This window comes from Dendrosporobacter quercicolus, assembly GCF_900104455.1.
GTDB lineage: Bacteria > Bacillota > Negativicutes > DSM-1736 > Dendrosporobacteraceae > Dendrosporobacter > Dendrosporobacter quercicolus.
Window position 1 is genome coordinate 99,159 of sequence record NZ_FNHB01000004.1, and the last position, 17,910, is coordinate 117,068.

Genomic DNA, 17,910 nt, shown 5'->3' on the forward strand with positions numbered 1-17,910 from the left:
AAAGGAGTTTTTTTATGCGAATGTTCAAATGTATCGTCTTGCTGCTGGCTGTTTTTATTATGGCGCAGGGTGGCGCGGCCAGTGCCGCCGGCGCTGCTGCACCGGAACTGGATGCCCGGAAAACTGTTGATCAAGCTTATCGGCAGTTTTTAGAGCTGGAGAGTTATCATATGAAGGTCGATATTTTAGCGGAACTGGAGGCAAAAGGGAAAAAGGTAAAATCTTATACCACCAGTGAAGGAGATATTCGCCTAAAGCCCCTGCTGGGGAAAAATATGCTGAAGGCTACCCTGTATATTGATGAGCAAAGAATTGAGCAACAGATTGAGCAATATTTTCAGGAAGAAGGCAGCCAGCTTGTCGTTTATTCCAATATCGATCATCAGTGGCTTAAAGAAGTGATGCCGTATCTGCAGCCGGCCAATGAATACCAAGGCTATCTGAAAGCAATCAAAGACGTAACTTTCTTGCGGGAAAACGGCAGCAGCCTGATTTTTGCAGTGACCGTTGACGCCGCTTACGCCGCCGGCAATCTGGAGCATTATATCGGCTCGGCCGGGATAAAGGATCAGAAGGTCAGACAAAGCCTGGAAGCACTGCGGGAAGCCATGACCAATGCCGGCGATTTTAACTATACGCTGACCATTGACAAGCAATCGGCCGCAATCATCAATGTTCACATGGATTTTACCGAACTCATGGCCCGCCTAAGCAGCACTTTGCTGGAATCCCCCGCTACGCCTGAGGAGCAAAAACAGCTGATCAGGGAAGTTTTCAGCAATATGCGGCTGGTGGTTGACGCCGATTTTTCTCAGCTTAACGGTATCGGCAATATTGTTATTCCAGCCGAGGCCAAACAGGCTGAGGAACCGGCGGTAAAATAAGTGTTTAACTAAAACCTCCGTGCCAGGCTTGCCTGACACGGAGGTTTTAGTCTGAAAGGCAAGGCTTCAGTCCACTGACTTTTTGCCGTTGAATATTTTCCCTGATCAAACTGGCGCCAAAATATTTTTGCCTGCATATTGTGTAGAGGGCGTTTTTATTTGCGCGGAAAGAACTAAGCGCCCAAATAACTGATTAGGGGCAGGTTATGAAAACAAGTATTATCATTCTGACTTATAATCAACTGGAATACACCAGGCAATGCATTGAAAGCATCCGTACTTATACCGCAGCAGGCGGGTATGAGCTGATCATCGTTGACGCCGGCTCTACTGACGGTACGGTTGATTGGCTGACACAGCAAGAGGATTTGCAGGTACTGTATAATGAGCGTAAGGTTGGCTTTATCCAGGGGTACAACCAGGGGATGCGGCAGGCGGCGGGCGACCAGGTCCTGCTGCTCAGAAATGATGCTGTAGTTACTGTAAACTGGCTGACCAATTTGCTGGAATGCTTGTACAGCAGCGCAGCGGTCGGCGCAGTGGGGCCAATGACAAACCAGGGCGGCAATGGTCAGGCTGCCGCTGCCAATTACCAAAACTTGACCGAAATGCAGGTTTTTGCTCAATTTTATAATCAGGTTATGTCCCGGGATTGGGAGGAAAGACTCAAACTACTGGATTTTTGTCTGCTTATCAAAAAAGAAGTTGTTGACAAAGTGGGCTATTTTGATGAGACCCTTTCACCGTTGGGGTTTGAAGACGATGACTACTCCTTCCGGATACGGCTGGCAGGTTATAAGCTGTTGTTGAGCAAAAATACCTTTATTCATACTGCCGGCAGCATACCGTTTGTTGCCGCCGCTGAAAATCGCGCTAAATTTATGGCTAAGTGGGGCTTTGATCCGACTTATTCAAGCCTTATCAGGCATGACATTATTAGCTTGATGGATAAACCGCATGACCAGCCGATCAAAGTATTGGATATCGGCTGCGCCTGCGGCGGTACTTTGCTGCAGATAAAAAATATCTACCCGCAGGCTGATACCTCCGGGATTGAGTTCAATGAGCAGGCAGCCGCAAGCGCCAGCTTATTCGCCGATGTCATTGCCGCTGATGTTGAACAAACCTGCTTGCCTTATCCCCAAGAAAACTTCGATTATATCATTCTGGCTGATGTTTTAGAGCATTTAAAAGATCCCTGGCAAGCCTTGGCCAATCTTCGGCCCTATCTAAAAGCAGACGGACAGATTCTGGCAAGTATCCCCAATGTGACGCATTTCACGGTGCTGCGCAGCCTGCTGCAGGGCAACTGGCATTATGTAGAGGCCGGCATTCTTGACCGGACACACCTGCGCTTTTTTACTCTGCCTGAAATTGTCAAGCTGTTTAATCAGGCCCAATATGGAATTATTCAATACCTGCCGCTGAGAATTTATGAAAGTGCGGCCGATCAGGCCTTTATTCAGCAGTTGGCGGCAGTTTCAAAAAATCCGCAATTATCCGAACAGGTCAGAGCGTATCAGTATTTGGTTAAGGCCGTCAAAGCGCCGGCGGCCGGAGTTTTGACGCCGCACCCGGTGATGGAGTTGCAGAAGCTGATTTTCCTGTTGCGCAGAATTGAGCAAAATATTCAGCCTGAAGAAAATCTACAAGTATTGTTCAGCTATCTTGATAACCGCCATGCCAGCCCTGACCAAATTGTCCAGGCCGCGCTGATTGGTCTGACGAATCCCGGTGAAAGCTTGCTTAAGCTGACCTTTGGCTGCATTAAGCACGGCTACAGGCAATATGCCCAGACTATCCTGGATCTGGCTCACGCCATTAGTCCCGGCAGTATGAACACCGGGCTGCAATGTCTGAGAGATATTCTAAAGGGCGCAAATCCGGCTGGACGGAACAAAACGGAGGTTAACCATGAATCCTAAAGCAATCAGTTTTATTACCTGCGTAAACAACGACGAATGGTATCAGGAGTGTCTGTTATATATCCATCGCCTCGAGGTTCCCGACGGGTATACGGTTGACACGATCGCGGTACGGGATGCGGTATCGATGGCCGGGGGGCTGAATCAGGGGATGCGCGGGAGCGATGCTAAGTATAAGGTGTATTTGCATCAGGACGTTTTCATTGTTAACCGGCATTTTATCAAAGATATTCTGACGATTTTTGCCAATCCGGCGATTGGCCTGATCGGTGTAGTGGGCAGCCGGTCAATTCCGCCAAACGGCATATGGTGGGAAGCCCAAACGATCTTTGGCCAGGTATATGATAGCCACCGGGGCCGGCTGGAAAAGCTGTCATTTCAGGCAATTGATCAGGAATACGCCGAAACTGATTGTGTGGACGGCCTGCTGATGGCTACCCAATACGACCTGCCCTGGCGGGAAGATCTTTTTACCGGCTGGCATTGTTACGATTTATCCCAGTGCGGCGAATTTCGCCGGCGGAATTATAAAGTAGCTGTACCCAGGCAGGAGGAAGCATGGTGTATTCATGACTGCGGCGTCACCAGGATGGATAATGACTATCATCACTACCGTGAAATCTTTGTGAAGGAATATTTAGGGCATTGAGAATGGAGCCAGAGACCGGACTGATGAAAGCCGCTGCCAGTGAAAAGTCATCTGCAGCGGCTTTCATGCGTTTACAGTACTAGGCCGGAGCTCAATTGGAAAGTCTTCTGGTACAAGAAGTCTTTTTTTTATGTTCTCCGGCCGATGCATTTTTTGTCTTATTATCAGCAAAATATGTTTAAGGTATATTCTGAATATAAAAATGATTGACAATATACCTATAAAATTATAATATATAACTAAATTATAACCAAAATATAACCAAAATAACAATTCAAACATTTAATTTTGGTAATATTTTGGTTAAATGTTGAGAACGGAAAGGAGGGATATTTCAGGCTGTTTTCAACAACGAAGGAGCGGAAAAGTAAGGGCGAGAAGTGATTGGCAGATTGACGGTTGACCCTTGTCGCAGTATTGGCTAATCCGGAAAAAGCAGAATATTAAGTTATTGCTTATTTTCTTCAAGGAAAACAGGTTGTTGGAAAGAGCCGGGGCGACCTTTAAAGCGGTTTGCGACAGAAAGGTTGGCCGGGAGAAAAGCAGGGGAAGATTATGAATTGGAGGACGTTCATTTATGTCACTTGTCAACATGACGGACATGTTAAAGCAAGCGGAAGAAAAGAATTATGCCGTAGGGTCATTTAGCGTATTGAATATGGAAATGATTATCGGAACGATTAAGGCGGCTGAAGAATTAAAATCACCGGTGATGCTGCAGATTGCTGAGGGCCGGCTGGGTTATGCCCCACTGGCGCTGATCGGTCCAATGATGCTGAGTGCGGCGAGAGCGGCAAGCGTACCTGTGGCTGTGCATTTGGATCATGGCTTAAGGGTACCGACAATTAAGTATGCCCTGGATCTTGGTTTTACCTCGGTCATGTATGACGGTTCGAAAGTATCGCTGCAGGACAATATTGAAACAACCAAGCAGGTCATCCGGCTGGCTTGGCAATATGGAGCTACAGCCGAAGCGGAAATTGGAAAAGTGGGCGGCAGCGAGGATGGCTCGGAAGATTTGGAGTTAATGGCGACTCCGGTTGAGGATGCCCAGCGCTTTTATGAAGAAACGAAGGTCGATGCTCTGGCTGTAGCAATCGGCAATGCTCATGGCGTATATAAAAGCGCGCCGCAACTGCAATTTGACCGCTTGGCCAAATTGGATAAAGTGGTTGGAACGGCATTGGTTTTACATGGCGGCTCGGGAATTACGGTTGAGGATTTCAGAAAATGCATTGATTTGGGCATTCGGAAAATTAATGTGATGACGGCGGCTCTTAACCGGATTACCGCTGAAACTAAAATTCTGGCGAAAGAGAAACCGGACTTTAATTATTACGACTACACCCAATGCGCCGTAAATGCCGTATATCAAAATACCAAAGAACACATTCTTGCTTTTAGAAGTGAAAATAAAGCGTAAAGGTGTGAGCGTCATGCATAAGGTTTCGTTCGATCAGTCCAAAAAGTTTGATATTATCTGTGTTGGAAGAATCGCGGTGGATTTTAATCCGGTGGATTTAAATCAGCCGTTGGAATCTAGCACCACGTTTAAAAAATATCTGGGCGGCTCTCCGGCCAATATCGCTGTTGGAATGGCCAGACTGGGGAAAAAAGCGGGCTTTATCGGTAAAGTATCGAATGATCAGATGGGCAGATTTGTCACCGGTTTTTTTGAGAAGGAAGGGATTGATACTTCTCAGGTTTGTATTGCCGGCGACGGTGAGTTTATTGGGCTGACTTTTACTGAAATACTAAGTCCTGCGCAAAGCAGTATTTTAATGAACCGGAATTTTGCCGCTGATTTATCTTTAAACCCAACTGAAGTAAGCGAAGATTATATCAAAAACAGCAAAATACTGCTGCTTTCCGGAACAGCCCTGGCGGCCAGTCCTTCACGTGAAGCCACGCTGCTGGCACTGGAATATGCCAAAAAACACAATATTAAGGTTGTCTTTGATCTTGATTATCGCAGTTATACCTGGAAATATAAAGAAGAAATAGCCCTTTACTATTCGATCGTTGCCAGAAGAAGCGACATCCTCCTGGGATCGCGTGAAGAATTTGATCTGATGGAAAGTACGCTTTTTTCAGCGAAAAATGATGACCGGACTACAGCGGATTACTGGCTGTCCTGCGGCAATCAAATTGTCGTCATAAAACATGGCAAAGATGGTTCTACCGCTTATACGGCTGACGGCGAGTCTTTTACGATTAAGCCGTTTCCGGTAAAAAGCCTGAAGGGCTTTGGCGGCGGCGACGGATATGCTTCGGCTTTCATTTGCGGTTTACTGGAAAACTGGGACATCATTGATTGCCTTGAATTTGGCAGCGCGTCCGCCGCAATGCTGGTTGCCAGTCATGCCTGCTCTGAGGATATGCCGGCGTTTGAGGCTGTACGGGAATTTATCAAAACCAAAAAGGCGGAGTATGGGGAAATGATTGCCCGGGGTTAAGTCTGACGTATTACTAAAAAGGAGAGATCTATTATGCCGTTAGTCATTCTTGCAGCTGGTATTGTTCTTTTGTTTGCGTTAATCATCGGATTGAGACTCAATAGTTTCTTATCTCTCATTATTGTTGCTTTGCTTGTTGGTATAGCCGAAGGGTTGCCCCTGGCCAATGTTTTTAATTCAATTGAAGCCGGGGTGGGCGGAACGCTGGGCCATTTGGCCCTGGTTATCAGCTTCGGCGCTATGCTGGGCAAGCTGATGGCCGACAGCGGCGGCGCACAAAGGATAGCCACCACCTTAATTGATAAATTCGGCCGGCAAAAGGTAAAATGGGCGGTATGTTTGACTGGTTTTATTGTGGGAATTGCCCTGTTCTACGAAGTCGGTTTTGTTCTTTTGATTCCTTTGGTGTTTACAGTGGCGGTTTCCGCCAAGATTCCTTTGCTTGAAGTGGGAATTCCTATGGCCGCGGCTTTATCGGTAACCCATGGCTTTTTACCGCCGCATCCCGGGCCTACGGCAATTGCAGTTATTTTTAATGCCGATATCGGCTTGACTTTGGTTTATGGTATTTTGATTGCGATTCCCACCGTTATTGTGGCGGGACCGCTTTTATATAATACAATGAAAGACCTTAACCCGGAAGTTCCGGAAGGACTCTATAATCCAACGATTTTTAAAGATGAGGAAATGCCCAGCTTTGCGAGCAGTGTACTGACCGCACTGGTGCCTGTATTCCTAATGGCGGCTGCATCTATCACCAAACTGACTTTTCCGGCCGATTCACCGGTGAATGTATTCTTCGCCTTTGTCGGTCATCCGGATATGGCTTTACTGATCGCCGTTGGGATAGCAATTTTTACGTTTGGCTTAAATCGCGGCAAAACTATGGCTGAGGTAATGAAGACCATTGAGCAGTCGGTTCTGGCTATTGCGATGATTTTACTGGTTGTCGGCGGCGGCGGCGCTTTCAAGCAGATTTTGGTGGATAGCGGCGTCGGCAAGTATATTGCTTCTCTTATGGCCGGCTCCGAATTATCGCCGTTGCTTCTTGCCTGGATCATTGCCTCGGTCATCCGGATGGCTGTCGGTTCGGCGACAGTCGCTGCTTTGACCACAGGCGGAATTGTCGCTCCGTTAATTCCCCTCACCGGAGTAAGTCCTGAGCTGATGGTTCTTGCCACCGGGGCCGGTAGTTTGAATTTTGGTCCGCCCAATGATCCCGGATTCTGGATGTTTAAAGAATTTTTCGGATTAACAGTCCGGGAAACGGTTAGATCCTGGTGCGTAATGGAGGTCATTATCGCTGTGGGAGGCTTGGTCGGGGTACTTGTTATTAACGCAGTTCTATTTTAGCTGAAAACAGCAGGGTATTGTACCCGGCAAACTGGACTCTGGTGGCAGGGCAGGCTGTCGTGAACGGACATCCGGGCATTTTATGGCAGCCTGCTGCCTTCTGCAGGGCTGAGCGTGTATACTTCTTCGGCGGCAATCACTGGAGTATCATTTGTTATTATAAGGAAAGGCAGGTTTTTACCTATGTCTTATCTAATTGGTCTAGATGTTGGCTCAACAAGCTGCAAAGCGGTTGCCTGTGATCTTGACGGTCATTTTCTGGCAACATCCAGCCGGCCGACAATAACGGATTATCTGGAAAACGGATGGTCTGAGCTTGATTCGGACAAGCTGTGGAGCGGCGTTGCTGCTTGCCTGAAGGATGTTGTTGATCAAGTTGGCGCTGACCGGTGCGAAGGTGTGGCGGTTGCCACGATGAACAGCACCGTATTGCTTGATGCTGAGGACCGTCCGTTGCATCCGATCATTAGCTGGCTGGATGTTAGAACAGATAAAATTGCCGAGGAATGGAAAAGAACGTTTGGTGCGGAAAAAATTTATCAGCTTACCGGGATCAATCCAAACTCGGTTGCCGGCATCACTAAAATTCAGTGGATAAAAAATCAATATCCCGAGCTTTTTTCCAAAGCGCATCGTTGGCTGCAAGTGCAGGATTTTATCAGCTATAAATTAACCGGTGTGGCTAAAGTCAGCTATACCAACGCCTGCCGTACCATGGCCTTTGATTTGAACAAACGGGAATGGTCGGAGGATATTTTGAAAACAGCCGGAATTGCGCCGGCGTTATTGTCAGAGCCGGTGCGTTCAGGCAGTTTGATTGGCGGCGTCCAGCCGTCAATAGAAAAACTGACCGGGCTGAGCGCCGGGACCCCTGTGTTTGCAGGTGGGATCGACTATGCCTGCGGCGCATTTGCCACCGGTATTATTGATACCGGGCAAATGCTGAATTCCACCGGCACCAGTGAACAGATTATGGTAGTGACCGATCAGCCCCAGACAAATCCGTCCTATATCAACCAAAATTTTACTTCAGTACTGCATGTGGTAAACGATAAGTATTATATGATGGGCATGATTTTGGCCTCAGGCGGCATATTCGAATGGTTTAAGCGGGAGTTCAAGGGCGGGTCGTTTGATGAACTGGTGGAAGAGGCAAGCCGGCAGCCGATTGGAGCGAATGGCTGCATGCTGCTGCCGTATTTTGCCGGACGGTATTCTCTGAGCATTGACGCCAACGCCAAAGGGGCTTTTACCGGTTTGACGCTGGCGACAAAGCGCGGCGACGTGGTCAGGTCAATGATCGAAGGGCTTTGCTATGAGATGATGGCCAATTTAAGTGGAATGCAAAGTATTTCCGCTACGAATGTTCATTCTATTTATGCCATTGGCGGGGCCGCCAAAAGTGATTTCTGGCTGCAGATGAAAGCCGATGTTACCGGCTTAACCGTGAAAAGCAAATTTGTGCCGGAATCTGCGGCGCTTGGCGCAGCCATGCTGGCCGGACTGGGCGCAGGCGTTTATGCCAGCCCGACTGATGCCGTCGAGCGTATGAGTCACCAGGAAAAAATATATCAGCCCAATGAACAAAACCATGAGAAATATCAAAAGATATATAAAGCGTTATATCAGGATTTATATATCGCGTTAAAAGAATTTAATGAAAAACTGGCGGGTGTTCAAAACTGCCTGCGTTAGTACTGCACCAACCCTGAATGCTGCAGCTACTGACAGACGAATTTCCGTAATACTGCGTTGTCGTCAAGGCATACGTCCGGTAGGCCTCATTTCTCCGCTTTGTCTTACGAAAATTTGTCTCGCCATTATTTTGCAGTTTCAAGATTGGTGCAATACTAATTTTGTCCGACAAAATTAGCAATTTTAACTTATTTATTTACTAGGAGGCGTTATCGTGGCAAAAGTATTGGTGGTTGGAGATCCGTTATTAACTTCAGAGGCTTTAAAGAAAGCTGTTCATTCAACGTTAGGCGAGCATACCGAGGTTGTTTGCGCCGACTGGAAGCCGGCAAGCGATGAAGAGTTTTGGTATTTACGCAGTATTGTGGAAAAAAATGGCCCGTCCGTTGGAAAGCCGCCGCAAGAGCTGTATGATCTGGCTGCGGATGTGGACTTGATTATTACCCAGCATACGCCGATCAATGCCCAAATTATTGCCAGGGCGCAAAAATGCTCGGCAATCGGAATTTGCCGGGCGGGTGTGGAAAATATCGATGTACAGGCGGCAACCAAGAAGAATATCGCGGTCTTTCATACAATGGGAAGAAACGCCCATGCCGTTTCTGACTATACCATTGGCATGATGCTGTGCGAAATGAGAAATATCGCCCGTTCACACGCTGAGTTAAAGCAGGGGAACTGGAAAAAGCAATATGCCAATGCCGGTTTTGTCGGGGATATGTTTGAAAAAACAGTCGGCTTGGTTGGCTTTGGCTATATTGGGCATGTTGTCGCCAAGAAACTGCAGGGGTTTGATGTGGAAGTTATCGTTTATGATCCGTTTGCCAGTCAGGCGGTTATTGAAGAAGCCGGCGCTAAGAAAGTGTCGCTGGAGGAGTTATGCAGGCGCGCCGATTTTATCAGTATGCATGCCCGGTTGTCACCCGAAACGCAGGGTTTACTCGGAGCCGAACAGTTCGCCCTGATGAAACCGACAGCCTATGTGGTTAATACGGCCAGGGCGGGATTAATTGATGAACAGGCCTTGATTGAGGCGCTGCAAACAAAAAAGATCGGCGGCGCGGCGCTTGACGTTTTTTGGGTTGAGCCTCCGGCGGCGGATCATCCGCTGATGAACTTGGATAATGTCACAATTACGCCGCATTTGGCCGGTTCGACCAAAGACGCCTTCAGCCGCACGCCTTACCTGCTGTTGGCGGAAATTAAGCGTACAGTGCTTGAGGGAAATCCAAGATGGGTGGTAAACCTAAACGACCTGTCTCTTGATCTTAAGGCTTTGAAATAAGCGGCAGGCTGACTTCAGCTTTTTTGCAAGGAAAGAGACTTTACAGTAACGGCCATTGCCGGCACTATAAAGTCTCTTTCTAGCTTTTTATTGCGACAGGCGCTATTCATTCTGGCTTCCGGTTAGTAAAACAATCTGGTTTTTCGCAAAAAAATCAATATATTCCTGAGGAGGCGGACTATCCATGACAATATAATTCATATCCTCAAGCTTGCAGTAAGTCATTAACGATGCAATGTTGATTTTAGTATGGTCTACCAGCAGTATTGGGGTGGCGGCAGTTTCCAGCATATATTTCTTAATCTGGTATTCCGCCGGGGAGACATTGGTAACTCCGCTGGTTAAAGAGATGCCGGTTGAGCTTAAAAACGTTTTAGCGATATTATAGTTCTTCAGAAAGTTAATTGTGTTAATGCCGACAAAAGAGTTGGCTTCCCGATGCAGCTCGCCGCCGGTGGAAATTACATTTAGGTTAGGATAGGGCATTGCGGCGATAATAACATGCAAATTGTAGGTGATGATGGTTAAATTTTTTCTGGCGGCAAGATGGGGAACCATGTGCATTGTTGTCGTTCCGGAATCAATAAAGATAACATCATTATCATCGACTAACCGGCAGGCAAGCTCAGCTGCTATTTTCTTTTCCTGCTGATTTTTTACTTCCCGCAATTTAAAGGGTTCAGGCGTGGTTTTTTTAGTGCTGACTATACCGCCGTATACTTTTCGGATTAAGCCGCGTTTTTCAAGTTCTGCAATATCGCGGCGAATTGTATTTTTAGAGACACTGAAAACTTCACATAATTTATCCAGTGAAATGTTTCCAACGTCGTTTAGATAGTTCTCAATTTCACTTATACGACGGAACTTCAAGCGGATACCTCCCTGTATGACGAGATTTGATAACAGCTATTCCCCAGCACCCACCCTGCGGGCCTGGCCTTTGGGCCGCAAAGGCGCGTCTTTGCCCGGCTTTCCAGCGTGTGAGATCCCGCGTATTTCATCCTGTAATTGGTTGCAAAAACGCTGGTTGTATGAGAAATAAGCTGCAGTGTCCATTATTATATACAATATATTCCAATAAAACAAGGGGACTTAAAAAATAGCGGCAAAAATATTTCCTAAAATCCCAGGAGACCAGCTGTTAGACTATCGCGTCTCAAGCCGCTGTTGCCAAACTTGTTGCCTAATGGCAAAATAAATGGTAAATTTAAAGCAAATAGATAATCAAAACATACTAAGAATATTACCATTATAAAAAAAGCATTGCAAGAGGTTTTTTGCTTTTCAGATGTTAGTAGTCCCGCCAAGTCTAAGCTATGGGATGAATTGCACGAGATTTTTCGCCCAGCAAGGCGAAGGAGCCGCGCATAAGCACTACTTTTAACAGGAGGTTATGTCAATTGAATAAGGATTTTACAATGAAACTGGTCGTACTTGATCTTGATGGAACTTTGCTGGATGAAAAAAAAGAGATTCCCCCGCAAACCATGCAAACAATCCGTAATGTACAGGAAAAGGGGATTGCTGTGACGCTGGCGTCGTCACGGCCTCTTTGCTCAATGTTGCCCTATGCCCGTGCGTTGCAGCTTGACTTGCCGTTAATTGCGCACAGCGGCGCTATCATAACCGGAGCCGCCGGAAGCGGCATCAGGCAAAGACAACCCTTAAACCCGCCCAGCGCCCGGTTGGCGATTGAATTGCTGGAGAAGCATGAGTATTATATTAAGGCTTATTGCGACGACATCCTCTATGTTCAGGAAGCAATTGCAGAAACAATCAAGTATTCTCAACTATATGGCGTCCCATACCGGGAGGTAGGAAAAAATAACTTAACAGGCCTGCCGGAAATTCCGATTCGACTAATGATGTTCGATAGAGATTCGCGCCGGATTGAACGAATTCCCGAATTATTGGGCGATTTACGGCATGATTTTTCCTTTGCCAATGATACCGAATACGGCCTGGAAATGGTGGATTGTTCAGTGAACAAAGGCAATGCGGTTAAACTGCTGTGCGATGAGCTTGGACTGGAAATGCGTGAGGTGATGGCAATCGGCAATGAAGGCAATGATGTTGAAATGATTAAGATGGCCGGACTCGGCATTGCGATGGGCAATGCCTGCACCGAACTAAAGCGGGTTGCGGCGGCTGTAACGAAGTCCAATATTGAGTCCGGCGTGGAATACGCCTTGAAAAAATATATTTTAGAGTGTTAAACAGGAATTCAAAAGATGGGAACGCTTAAAGCGCCGCCCATCTTATTTTTTTGGCAGGATTTGATCGTAAGTACTGCCGGTGCATTTTGCAGAATATTTTAGGGGACATTTGTCCTTGCGGCCGGCCGGATGTAAGGGCAAAAGCAAAATTCCGAAAGTATTGCAAAAATAATTTCGAAATAGCTGAATTTTCTACTTATTATTGGTCAAGAATTCTATAAGAGAAATGCGGAAATATTGATATAATGGTCTTGTATAGACAAATCTTCCAGGAATAAGGAGGTAGTGTAAAGATAAAGATCTCCCTGGCCTCGCTGCCAGGCGTGTGTGGTTTTTTGCCTGTGAGTTTGGTGCATCCGGCGCTGCTTGATAAACTAGGCATTAAGAAGGTATTCCCAGCGCCAGATTTGGTTGGTGTGGGAGAGGTTGCCACCGGTATTTATCTTTAGAGAGGGGTTCCTTATGATACAGTGTTATGCTAAACGGGATTTTGTACCAACTTTTTCTTATGGCTGCATGCCTAAACTGCGTTATGTTTCTAAAGTTAGCGCAGCCTATAAATACCCCCGTCTGATGCATGGGCATGATGATGTATTGGAAATTCTGTTTGTACACAGCGGTACAGGCACGTATGTTGTTAATTCGGCCAAGTACCCTATTCAACAGGGCGATGCCGTTATTTGTAACAGTAATGTACTTCACGATGAAATTCCTGAATGCAATAACGGGCTCAGTACCTATTGCTGCGGAATTTCCAACTTACAGCTTGATGGTTTGAAAAAGAACTGCTTAATACCGGATAATGTCCGCCCGGTAGTGTCCTGTCATTCTCAGCAGCAAAATATCTCATGCCTTATGGATATGCTTCACTGCAAGCTCTCATCAGACCAAAAGGACGAAGAGGAATGCTGCCATTTTTTAATGCTTTCCTTGCTGACAATTTTGCTTAAGTTAATTAAAGCAAACCCGATTTACATTGATAAAACAAAAAAGGATGACAATATTTTACGCGGCGAGATGATCAAGGCCTATATAGATGCCCATTATGACGAAGAACTCAGTTTATCTTACATTAGCCGCGCCTTTAATTTAAATCCTTATTATCTGATTCGTATATTCAAAAAAGTCGTAGGGTATTCACCCATGCAGTATATTACCCGGCGGCGGATCGGGGAGGCTCAAAAACTGCTGGTTAGTACCGACTATCCTGTGGTTGAAATTGCTCCAATGGTAGGCTATAACAGCATCAGCCACTTTAACATGATGTTTTTTAAATATATCGGTATTTCTCCCCGTAAATACCGCAATACATACACGATAATGAAAAAAAAGAGCAACGATTGCCGGACAAAAAAGTAGTACGCCGTTTGGCTAAAAGACGGAGCGCTGCAATTTTGCTTTTAGCGTAATTTTTACCAAGCAACTGAGCGAGACCGGCTGGAGGAAGGGAATCGCCGCCGCTCTGTCTGGCCGCCTGATCCGTCGTTCGGCTCACTGCAATGGACCAATAGTAAATTTTTGATACAAATATCTTATATATAAATAGTTAATAAAGGAGAATTTTATGTTTAACGCGGAGAACGTAAAACTGGGTATTGCGCCTATTGCCTGGACGAACGACGATATGCCGGAGCTTGGCCGGGAAAATACATTTGAACAATGCGTCAGTGAGGCGGCGTTAGCCGGTTTTGCCGGGACTGAAGTTGGGAGCAAATTTCCCAAGGATGCAGCAGTGTTGAAAAAGGCTCTTGATCTGCGGGGTCTGGAAATTGCCAGCGCCTGGTTCAGCTCTTTCCTGACCACAAAGCCTTACGAAGAGACTGAAGCCGAGTTTATCAGACATCGTGATTTTCTCAGTGCAATGGGAGCCAGGGTTGTTGTGGTATCAGAACAGGGGCATAGTATCCAGGGGCAAAATATTGCCGTTTTTGAAGGCAAGTATGTCCTGGATGACGCTGCATGGAAGCTGCTGGCGGCGGGGCTTAACAAACTAGGCGCGTTAGCGCGGGAAAAAGGAATGAAACTGGTATTCCATCATCATATGGGTACAGTGGTTCAAACAACGGAGGAGATTGACAAGCTGCTGGGCTTAACTGATGAAAATCTGGTTTATTTGTTGTATGACACCGGACATCTCGTATACTCAGGTGAGAATCCGGAGTTGATATTGAAGAAATATGTCAATAGAATAAAGCATGTCCATTTAAAAGATATCCGTCCGGCGATGCGGGATAAAGTGAAACAAGAAAGTCTCAGCTTTTTGAAAGGCGTCCGGCTGGGGGCATTTACTGTTCCCGGCGACGGTTGTATTGATTTTGTCCCCTTGTTTAAGATACTGGCGGATCATCAGTATGAAGGCTGGCTGCTGGTTGAGGCAGAGCAGGACCCGGCTAAAGCCAATCCCTTAGAGTATGCATTAAAGGCAAGAGCGTATTTGAAGACTCAGCTGGGGTTTTGAAAGCAGCGCCAGTGCCCAGAAAATTAAAGCTTTATTGAGCAAGGATAGAGCAGGTGGTAACTGAGACCGGCTGGAGGGATGATATTAAAATGATGGGTTATCTGGAAGAAATCAAGCAGGGCTACAACAGAATCAGCGATCGAAACAACGCCCGGGAGCAGATGCTGATGGATATAGGCATAGCGGCCGGTAAAGCAGGGGAAAAGCAGGCGTATTGGGATGAGGAGCAGGAGACGGCCTTGCTGCTGCTCAAAGGAAAAGTAGAACTCAGCTGGGAAGGCGGGAGCCGTCTTATAGAGAGAAGCTCGGTATTTGACGAAAACCCGTCCTGTCTGCATATCGCGCGCAAGGTCAAAGTGGAAATAAAAGCGCACAGCGATTATGAGCTGATTATTCAAAAAACAGCCAACGAGGCTGCATTTGAAAGCAGGCTGTATTTGCCGGACGAATGCAAAGCGGAACAGTTTGGCAAAGGCGTGTGGGAAGAAGCTGCGCTGAGGATCGTAAGAACGGTGTTTGACTATTCCACCGCGCCTTATTCCAAGCTGGTGATCGGGGAAGTAATCCATTATCCCGGGAGATGGTCAAGCTACATACCTCATCATCACCCGCAGCCGGAGGTATACTTTTATAAGTTTGACAAACCGCAGGGTTTCGGGTTTTCCCTGATCGGAGAAGAAGCCTGCAAAATCAAACACAACAGCTTTTCGCTGATACCGGGAGGGCTGGTGCATCCGCAGGTGGCGGCGCCGGGATATGCCATGTACTATTGCTGGATGATCCGGCATTTGGATAATAATCCTTGGACGGACAGGGTCAACGACCCGGCCCATGCCTGGCTGCTTGACCCGTCGGCCAAAATCTGGCGGCCTGCAACGCACGTGTAACAAAGTGTATTTCAGACGACTTTGAATGCAGTGGGAGGCAAGGTGAAAAAATGAAAAAGGTAAGACTAACCGTAGCGCAGGCGCTGATCCGATTCCTAAACAGCCAGTATGTGGAAGTCGATGGGCGTCAGGATAAATTTGTCAAAGGAATATTCACCATCTTTGGGCATGGCAATGTAGTGGGACTGGGACAGGCGCTGGAACAGGACGCCGGGGATTTAACCGTGCATCAGGGAAGGAACGAACAGGGAATGGCGCATGCCGCCATCGCTTTTGCCAAACAAAAGCTGAGACGGCAAATTTACGCCTGTACCTCATCCGTAGGGCCGGGTGCGGCCAATATGATCACAGCAGCCGCGACCGCAAGCGCAAACCGCATCCCGGTATTGCTGCTGCCGGGAGACGTCTATGCCACCAGGCAGCCGGATCCTGTGCTGCAGCAAATAGAGCAATTTCATGATCTGACCATCAGTACAAACGATGCCTTTAAAGCAGTAAGCAGATACTGGGACCGGATCGCAAGGCCTGAGCAGCTGATGACAGCCTGCATACAGGCAATGCGCGTGCTGACCGACCCGGCCGATACCGGTGCGGTAACCCTGGCTTTGCCGCAGGATGTACAGGGGGAAGCGTATGACTACCCGGCATACTTTTTTGACAGGCGTGTGCACCGGATCGAAAGAAGGCCGGCGACAAGTGAAATGATCAGAGCGGCAGTCCAAAGAATTGCGGGAAAAAAGAAACCGCTGATCATCTGCGGCGGCGGCGTAAAATACTCGGAAGCATCGCGGGAACTGCAAGAATTCGCCGAAACCTTTCACATCCCGTTTGCCGAAACCCAGGCGGGAAAGAGCGCAATTGTCTGGGATCATCCGCTGAACCTGGGCGGAATAGGCGAGACCGGCAGTTTGGCGGCCAATGCCATTGCCAAAGAAGCAGACCTGGTCATCGGAGTGGGTACGCGATATACCGACTTTACCACCTCCTCCAAATGGATATTCCAGAATCCTCAGGTAGACTTCCTGAATATCAACATCGCTGTGTTTGACACTTACAAACTGGATGGCGTAAGAGTGGTGGCGGATGCCAAAGCGGCGCTGGCAGCCTTGACGACGGAGCTGAAACAGGCGGGCTATAAAACAGGCTACACCACGGAGACGGAAGAAGCGCGGGAAAAGCTCAGACAGGAAGTAGACCGGGTATACAGTATTGAGTATACGGGTAAAGATTTTGTCCCGGAAATAGACGACCATTTAGACCGTTTGGTGCTGGAGGAATTTATAAACACGACAGGATCATGCCTGACGCAAACCAGGGTGATCGGCGTACTCAACGAAATGCTGTCGGCGGACGACATTATTGTGGGCGCTTCGGGGAGCCTGCCGGGTGATTTGCAGCGGGTATGGCGGTCCAAAGGCGTTAATACCTACCATATAGAATACGGATTCTCCTGCATGGGCTATGAAATAAGCGGGGCGCTGGGCGTGAAGCTGGCGGAACCGGACCGGGAAGTATATGCTTTTACCGGGGACGGTTCGTACATGATGCTGCATTCCGAACTGGTGACCTCCCTGCAGGAAAGGAAAAAAATTAATGTCATCCTGCTGGATAACATGACCTTCGGCTGTATCAACAATCTGCAGATTGGACATGGCAGCGATAGCTTCGGGACGGAATTCAGGTACCGGAATGAAAAGACAGGCAAACTGGACGGAGGATTTGTGCCGGTAGACTTTGCAAAAAGTGCGGCAGGCTATGGCTGCAAGACCTATACGGTAAAGAGTATTGAAGAGCTGCGGCGGGCGCTGGCGGATGCAAGGAAACAGACGGCGTCTACGTTGCTTGATATCAAAGTGCTGCCGAAAACAATGGTGCGCAATTATAACTCGTGGTGGCGGGTAGGCGTGGCTGAGGTGAGCGGAAACGAACGCATTCGTTCGGCATATGAGCTGGTGAAAGGGAATATCGATCAAGCCCGTTTGTATTGATTTCAGGTTAAAAGGTTAGGCACTGCGTCTGTAGAGCACAAATGCCTAAACAATTGCTCTTGATGGCCGCGCCTCATCTATGGTCCAGAGGTGCAGCCTGCGCTCTGGGCGGCG

14 protein-coding genes are annotated in these 17,910 nt (G+C 47.5%); 13 read left to right on the top strand and 1 reads right to left on the bottom strand.

What is annotated here, in order from left to right:
• Positions 1-14 precede the first annotated feature (14 nt).
• The 8 genes from BLR06_RS09785 to BLR06_RS09820 all read left to right on the top strand — a co-directional run bounded on the left by BLR06_RS09785 (position 15) and on the right by BLR06_RS09820 (position 10,247).
• Positions 15-884, top strand: coding sequence for a DUF6612 family protein (locus BLR06_RS09785; protein WP_092072179.1), 870 nt, complete (start codon positions 15-17; stop codon positions 882-884).
• 206 nt (positions 885-1,090) lie between these two features.
• Positions 1,091-2,809, top strand: a complete 1,719-nt coding sequence (locus BLR06_RS09790; RefSeq protein ID WP_092072182.1) for a bifunctional glycosyltransferase family 2 protein/class I SAM-dependent methyltransferase — start codon at positions 1,091-1,093, stop codon at positions 2,807-2,809.
• Complete coding sequence (locus BLR06_RS09795; RefSeq protein WP_092072185.1) at positions 2,799-3,458, top strand: glycosyltransferase family protein; 660 nt, start codon at positions 2,799-2,801, stop codon at positions 3,456-3,458. The genes BLR06_RS09790 and BLR06_RS09795 overlap by 11 nt, the downstream gene beginning before the upstream one ends.
• A gap of 577 nt (positions 3,459-4,035) precedes the next feature.
• Positions 4,036-4,881 (top strand): class II fructose-bisphosphate aldolase, encoded by an 846-nt coding sequence (locus BLR06_RS09800; RefSeq protein WP_092072188.1) that lies wholly within the window; start codon positions 4,036-4,038, stop codon positions 4,879-4,881.
• Positions 4,882-4,894: 13 nt separating this feature from the next.
• Entirely contained in the window at positions 4,895-5,914 is a 1,020-nt protein-coding gene (iolC, locus tag BLR06_RS09805) for a 5-dehydro-2-deoxygluconokinase (RefSeq protein WP_092072191.1), read from the top strand.
• A gap of 33 nt (positions 5,915-5,947) precedes the next feature.
• On the top strand, positions 5,948-7,267 hold the full coding sequence (locus BLR06_RS09810) for a gluconate:H+ symporter (protein WP_092072194.1): 1,320 nt from the start codon (positions 5,948-5,950) through the stop codon (positions 7,265-7,267).
• 183 nt (positions 7,268-7,450) lie between these two features.
• Positions 7,451-8,962 (top strand): FGGY-family carbohydrate kinase, encoded by a 1,512-nt coding sequence (locus BLR06_RS09815; protein ID WP_092072196.1) that lies wholly within the window; start codon positions 7,451-7,453, stop codon positions 8,960-8,962.
• A gap of 214 nt (positions 8,963-9,176) precedes the next feature.
• Positions 9,177-10,247, top strand: coding sequence for a 2-hydroxyacid dehydrogenase (locus tag BLR06_RS09820; RefSeq protein ID WP_092072199.1), 1,071 nt, complete (start codon positions 9,177-9,179; stop codon positions 10,245-10,247).
• A 102-nt stretch (positions 10,248-10,349) separates the two neighbouring features.
• On the opposite strand, the gene BLR06_RS09825 is transcribed toward BLR06_RS09820, so the two are convergent.
• A complete protein-coding gene (locus BLR06_RS09825; protein WP_092072202.1) occupies positions 10,350-11,117 on the bottom strand; it encodes a DeoR/GlpR family DNA-binding transcription regulator in 768 nt (255 codons plus the stop codon).
• Between the two features lie 530 nt (positions 11,118-11,647).
• On the opposite strand from BLR06_RS09825, the gene BLR06_RS09830 reads away from it, so the two are divergent.
• The 5 genes from BLR06_RS09830 (at position 11,648) to iolD (ending at position 17,796) form a co-directional block, all read left to right on the top strand.
• Positions 11,648-12,463, top strand: a complete 816-nt coding sequence (locus tag BLR06_RS09830) for a Cof-type HAD-IIB family hydrolase (RefSeq protein ID WP_245698102.1) — start codon at positions 11,648-11,650, stop codon at positions 12,461-12,463.
• 462 nt (positions 12,464-12,925) lie between these two features.
• Positions 12,926-13,822, top strand: a complete 897-nt coding sequence (locus tag BLR06_RS09835) for an AraC family transcriptional regulator (RefSeq protein ID WP_092072205.1) — start codon at positions 12,926-12,928, stop codon at positions 13,820-13,822.
• Between the two features lie 205 nt (positions 13,823-14,027).
• Positions 14,028-14,921, top strand: a complete 894-nt coding sequence (gene iolE, locus BLR06_RS09840; protein ID WP_092072208.1) for a myo-inosose-2 dehydratase — start codon at positions 14,028-14,030, stop codon at positions 14,919-14,921.
• Between the two features lie 89 nt (positions 14,922-15,010).
• Positions 15,011-15,808, top strand: a complete 798-nt coding sequence (locus tag BLR06_RS09845; RefSeq protein WP_092072617.1) for a 5-deoxy-glucuronate isomerase — start codon at positions 15,011-15,013, stop codon at positions 15,806-15,808.
• 50 nt (positions 15,809-15,858) lie between these two features.
• Positions 15,859-17,796 (top strand): 3D-(3,5/4)-trihydroxycyclohexane-1,2-dione acylhydrolase (decyclizing), encoded by a 1,938-nt coding sequence (gene iolD / locus BLR06_RS09850; RefSeq protein ID WP_092072211.1) that lies wholly within the window; start codon positions 15,859-15,861, stop codon positions 17,794-17,796.
• Positions 17,797-17,910 lie beyond the last annotated feature (114 nt).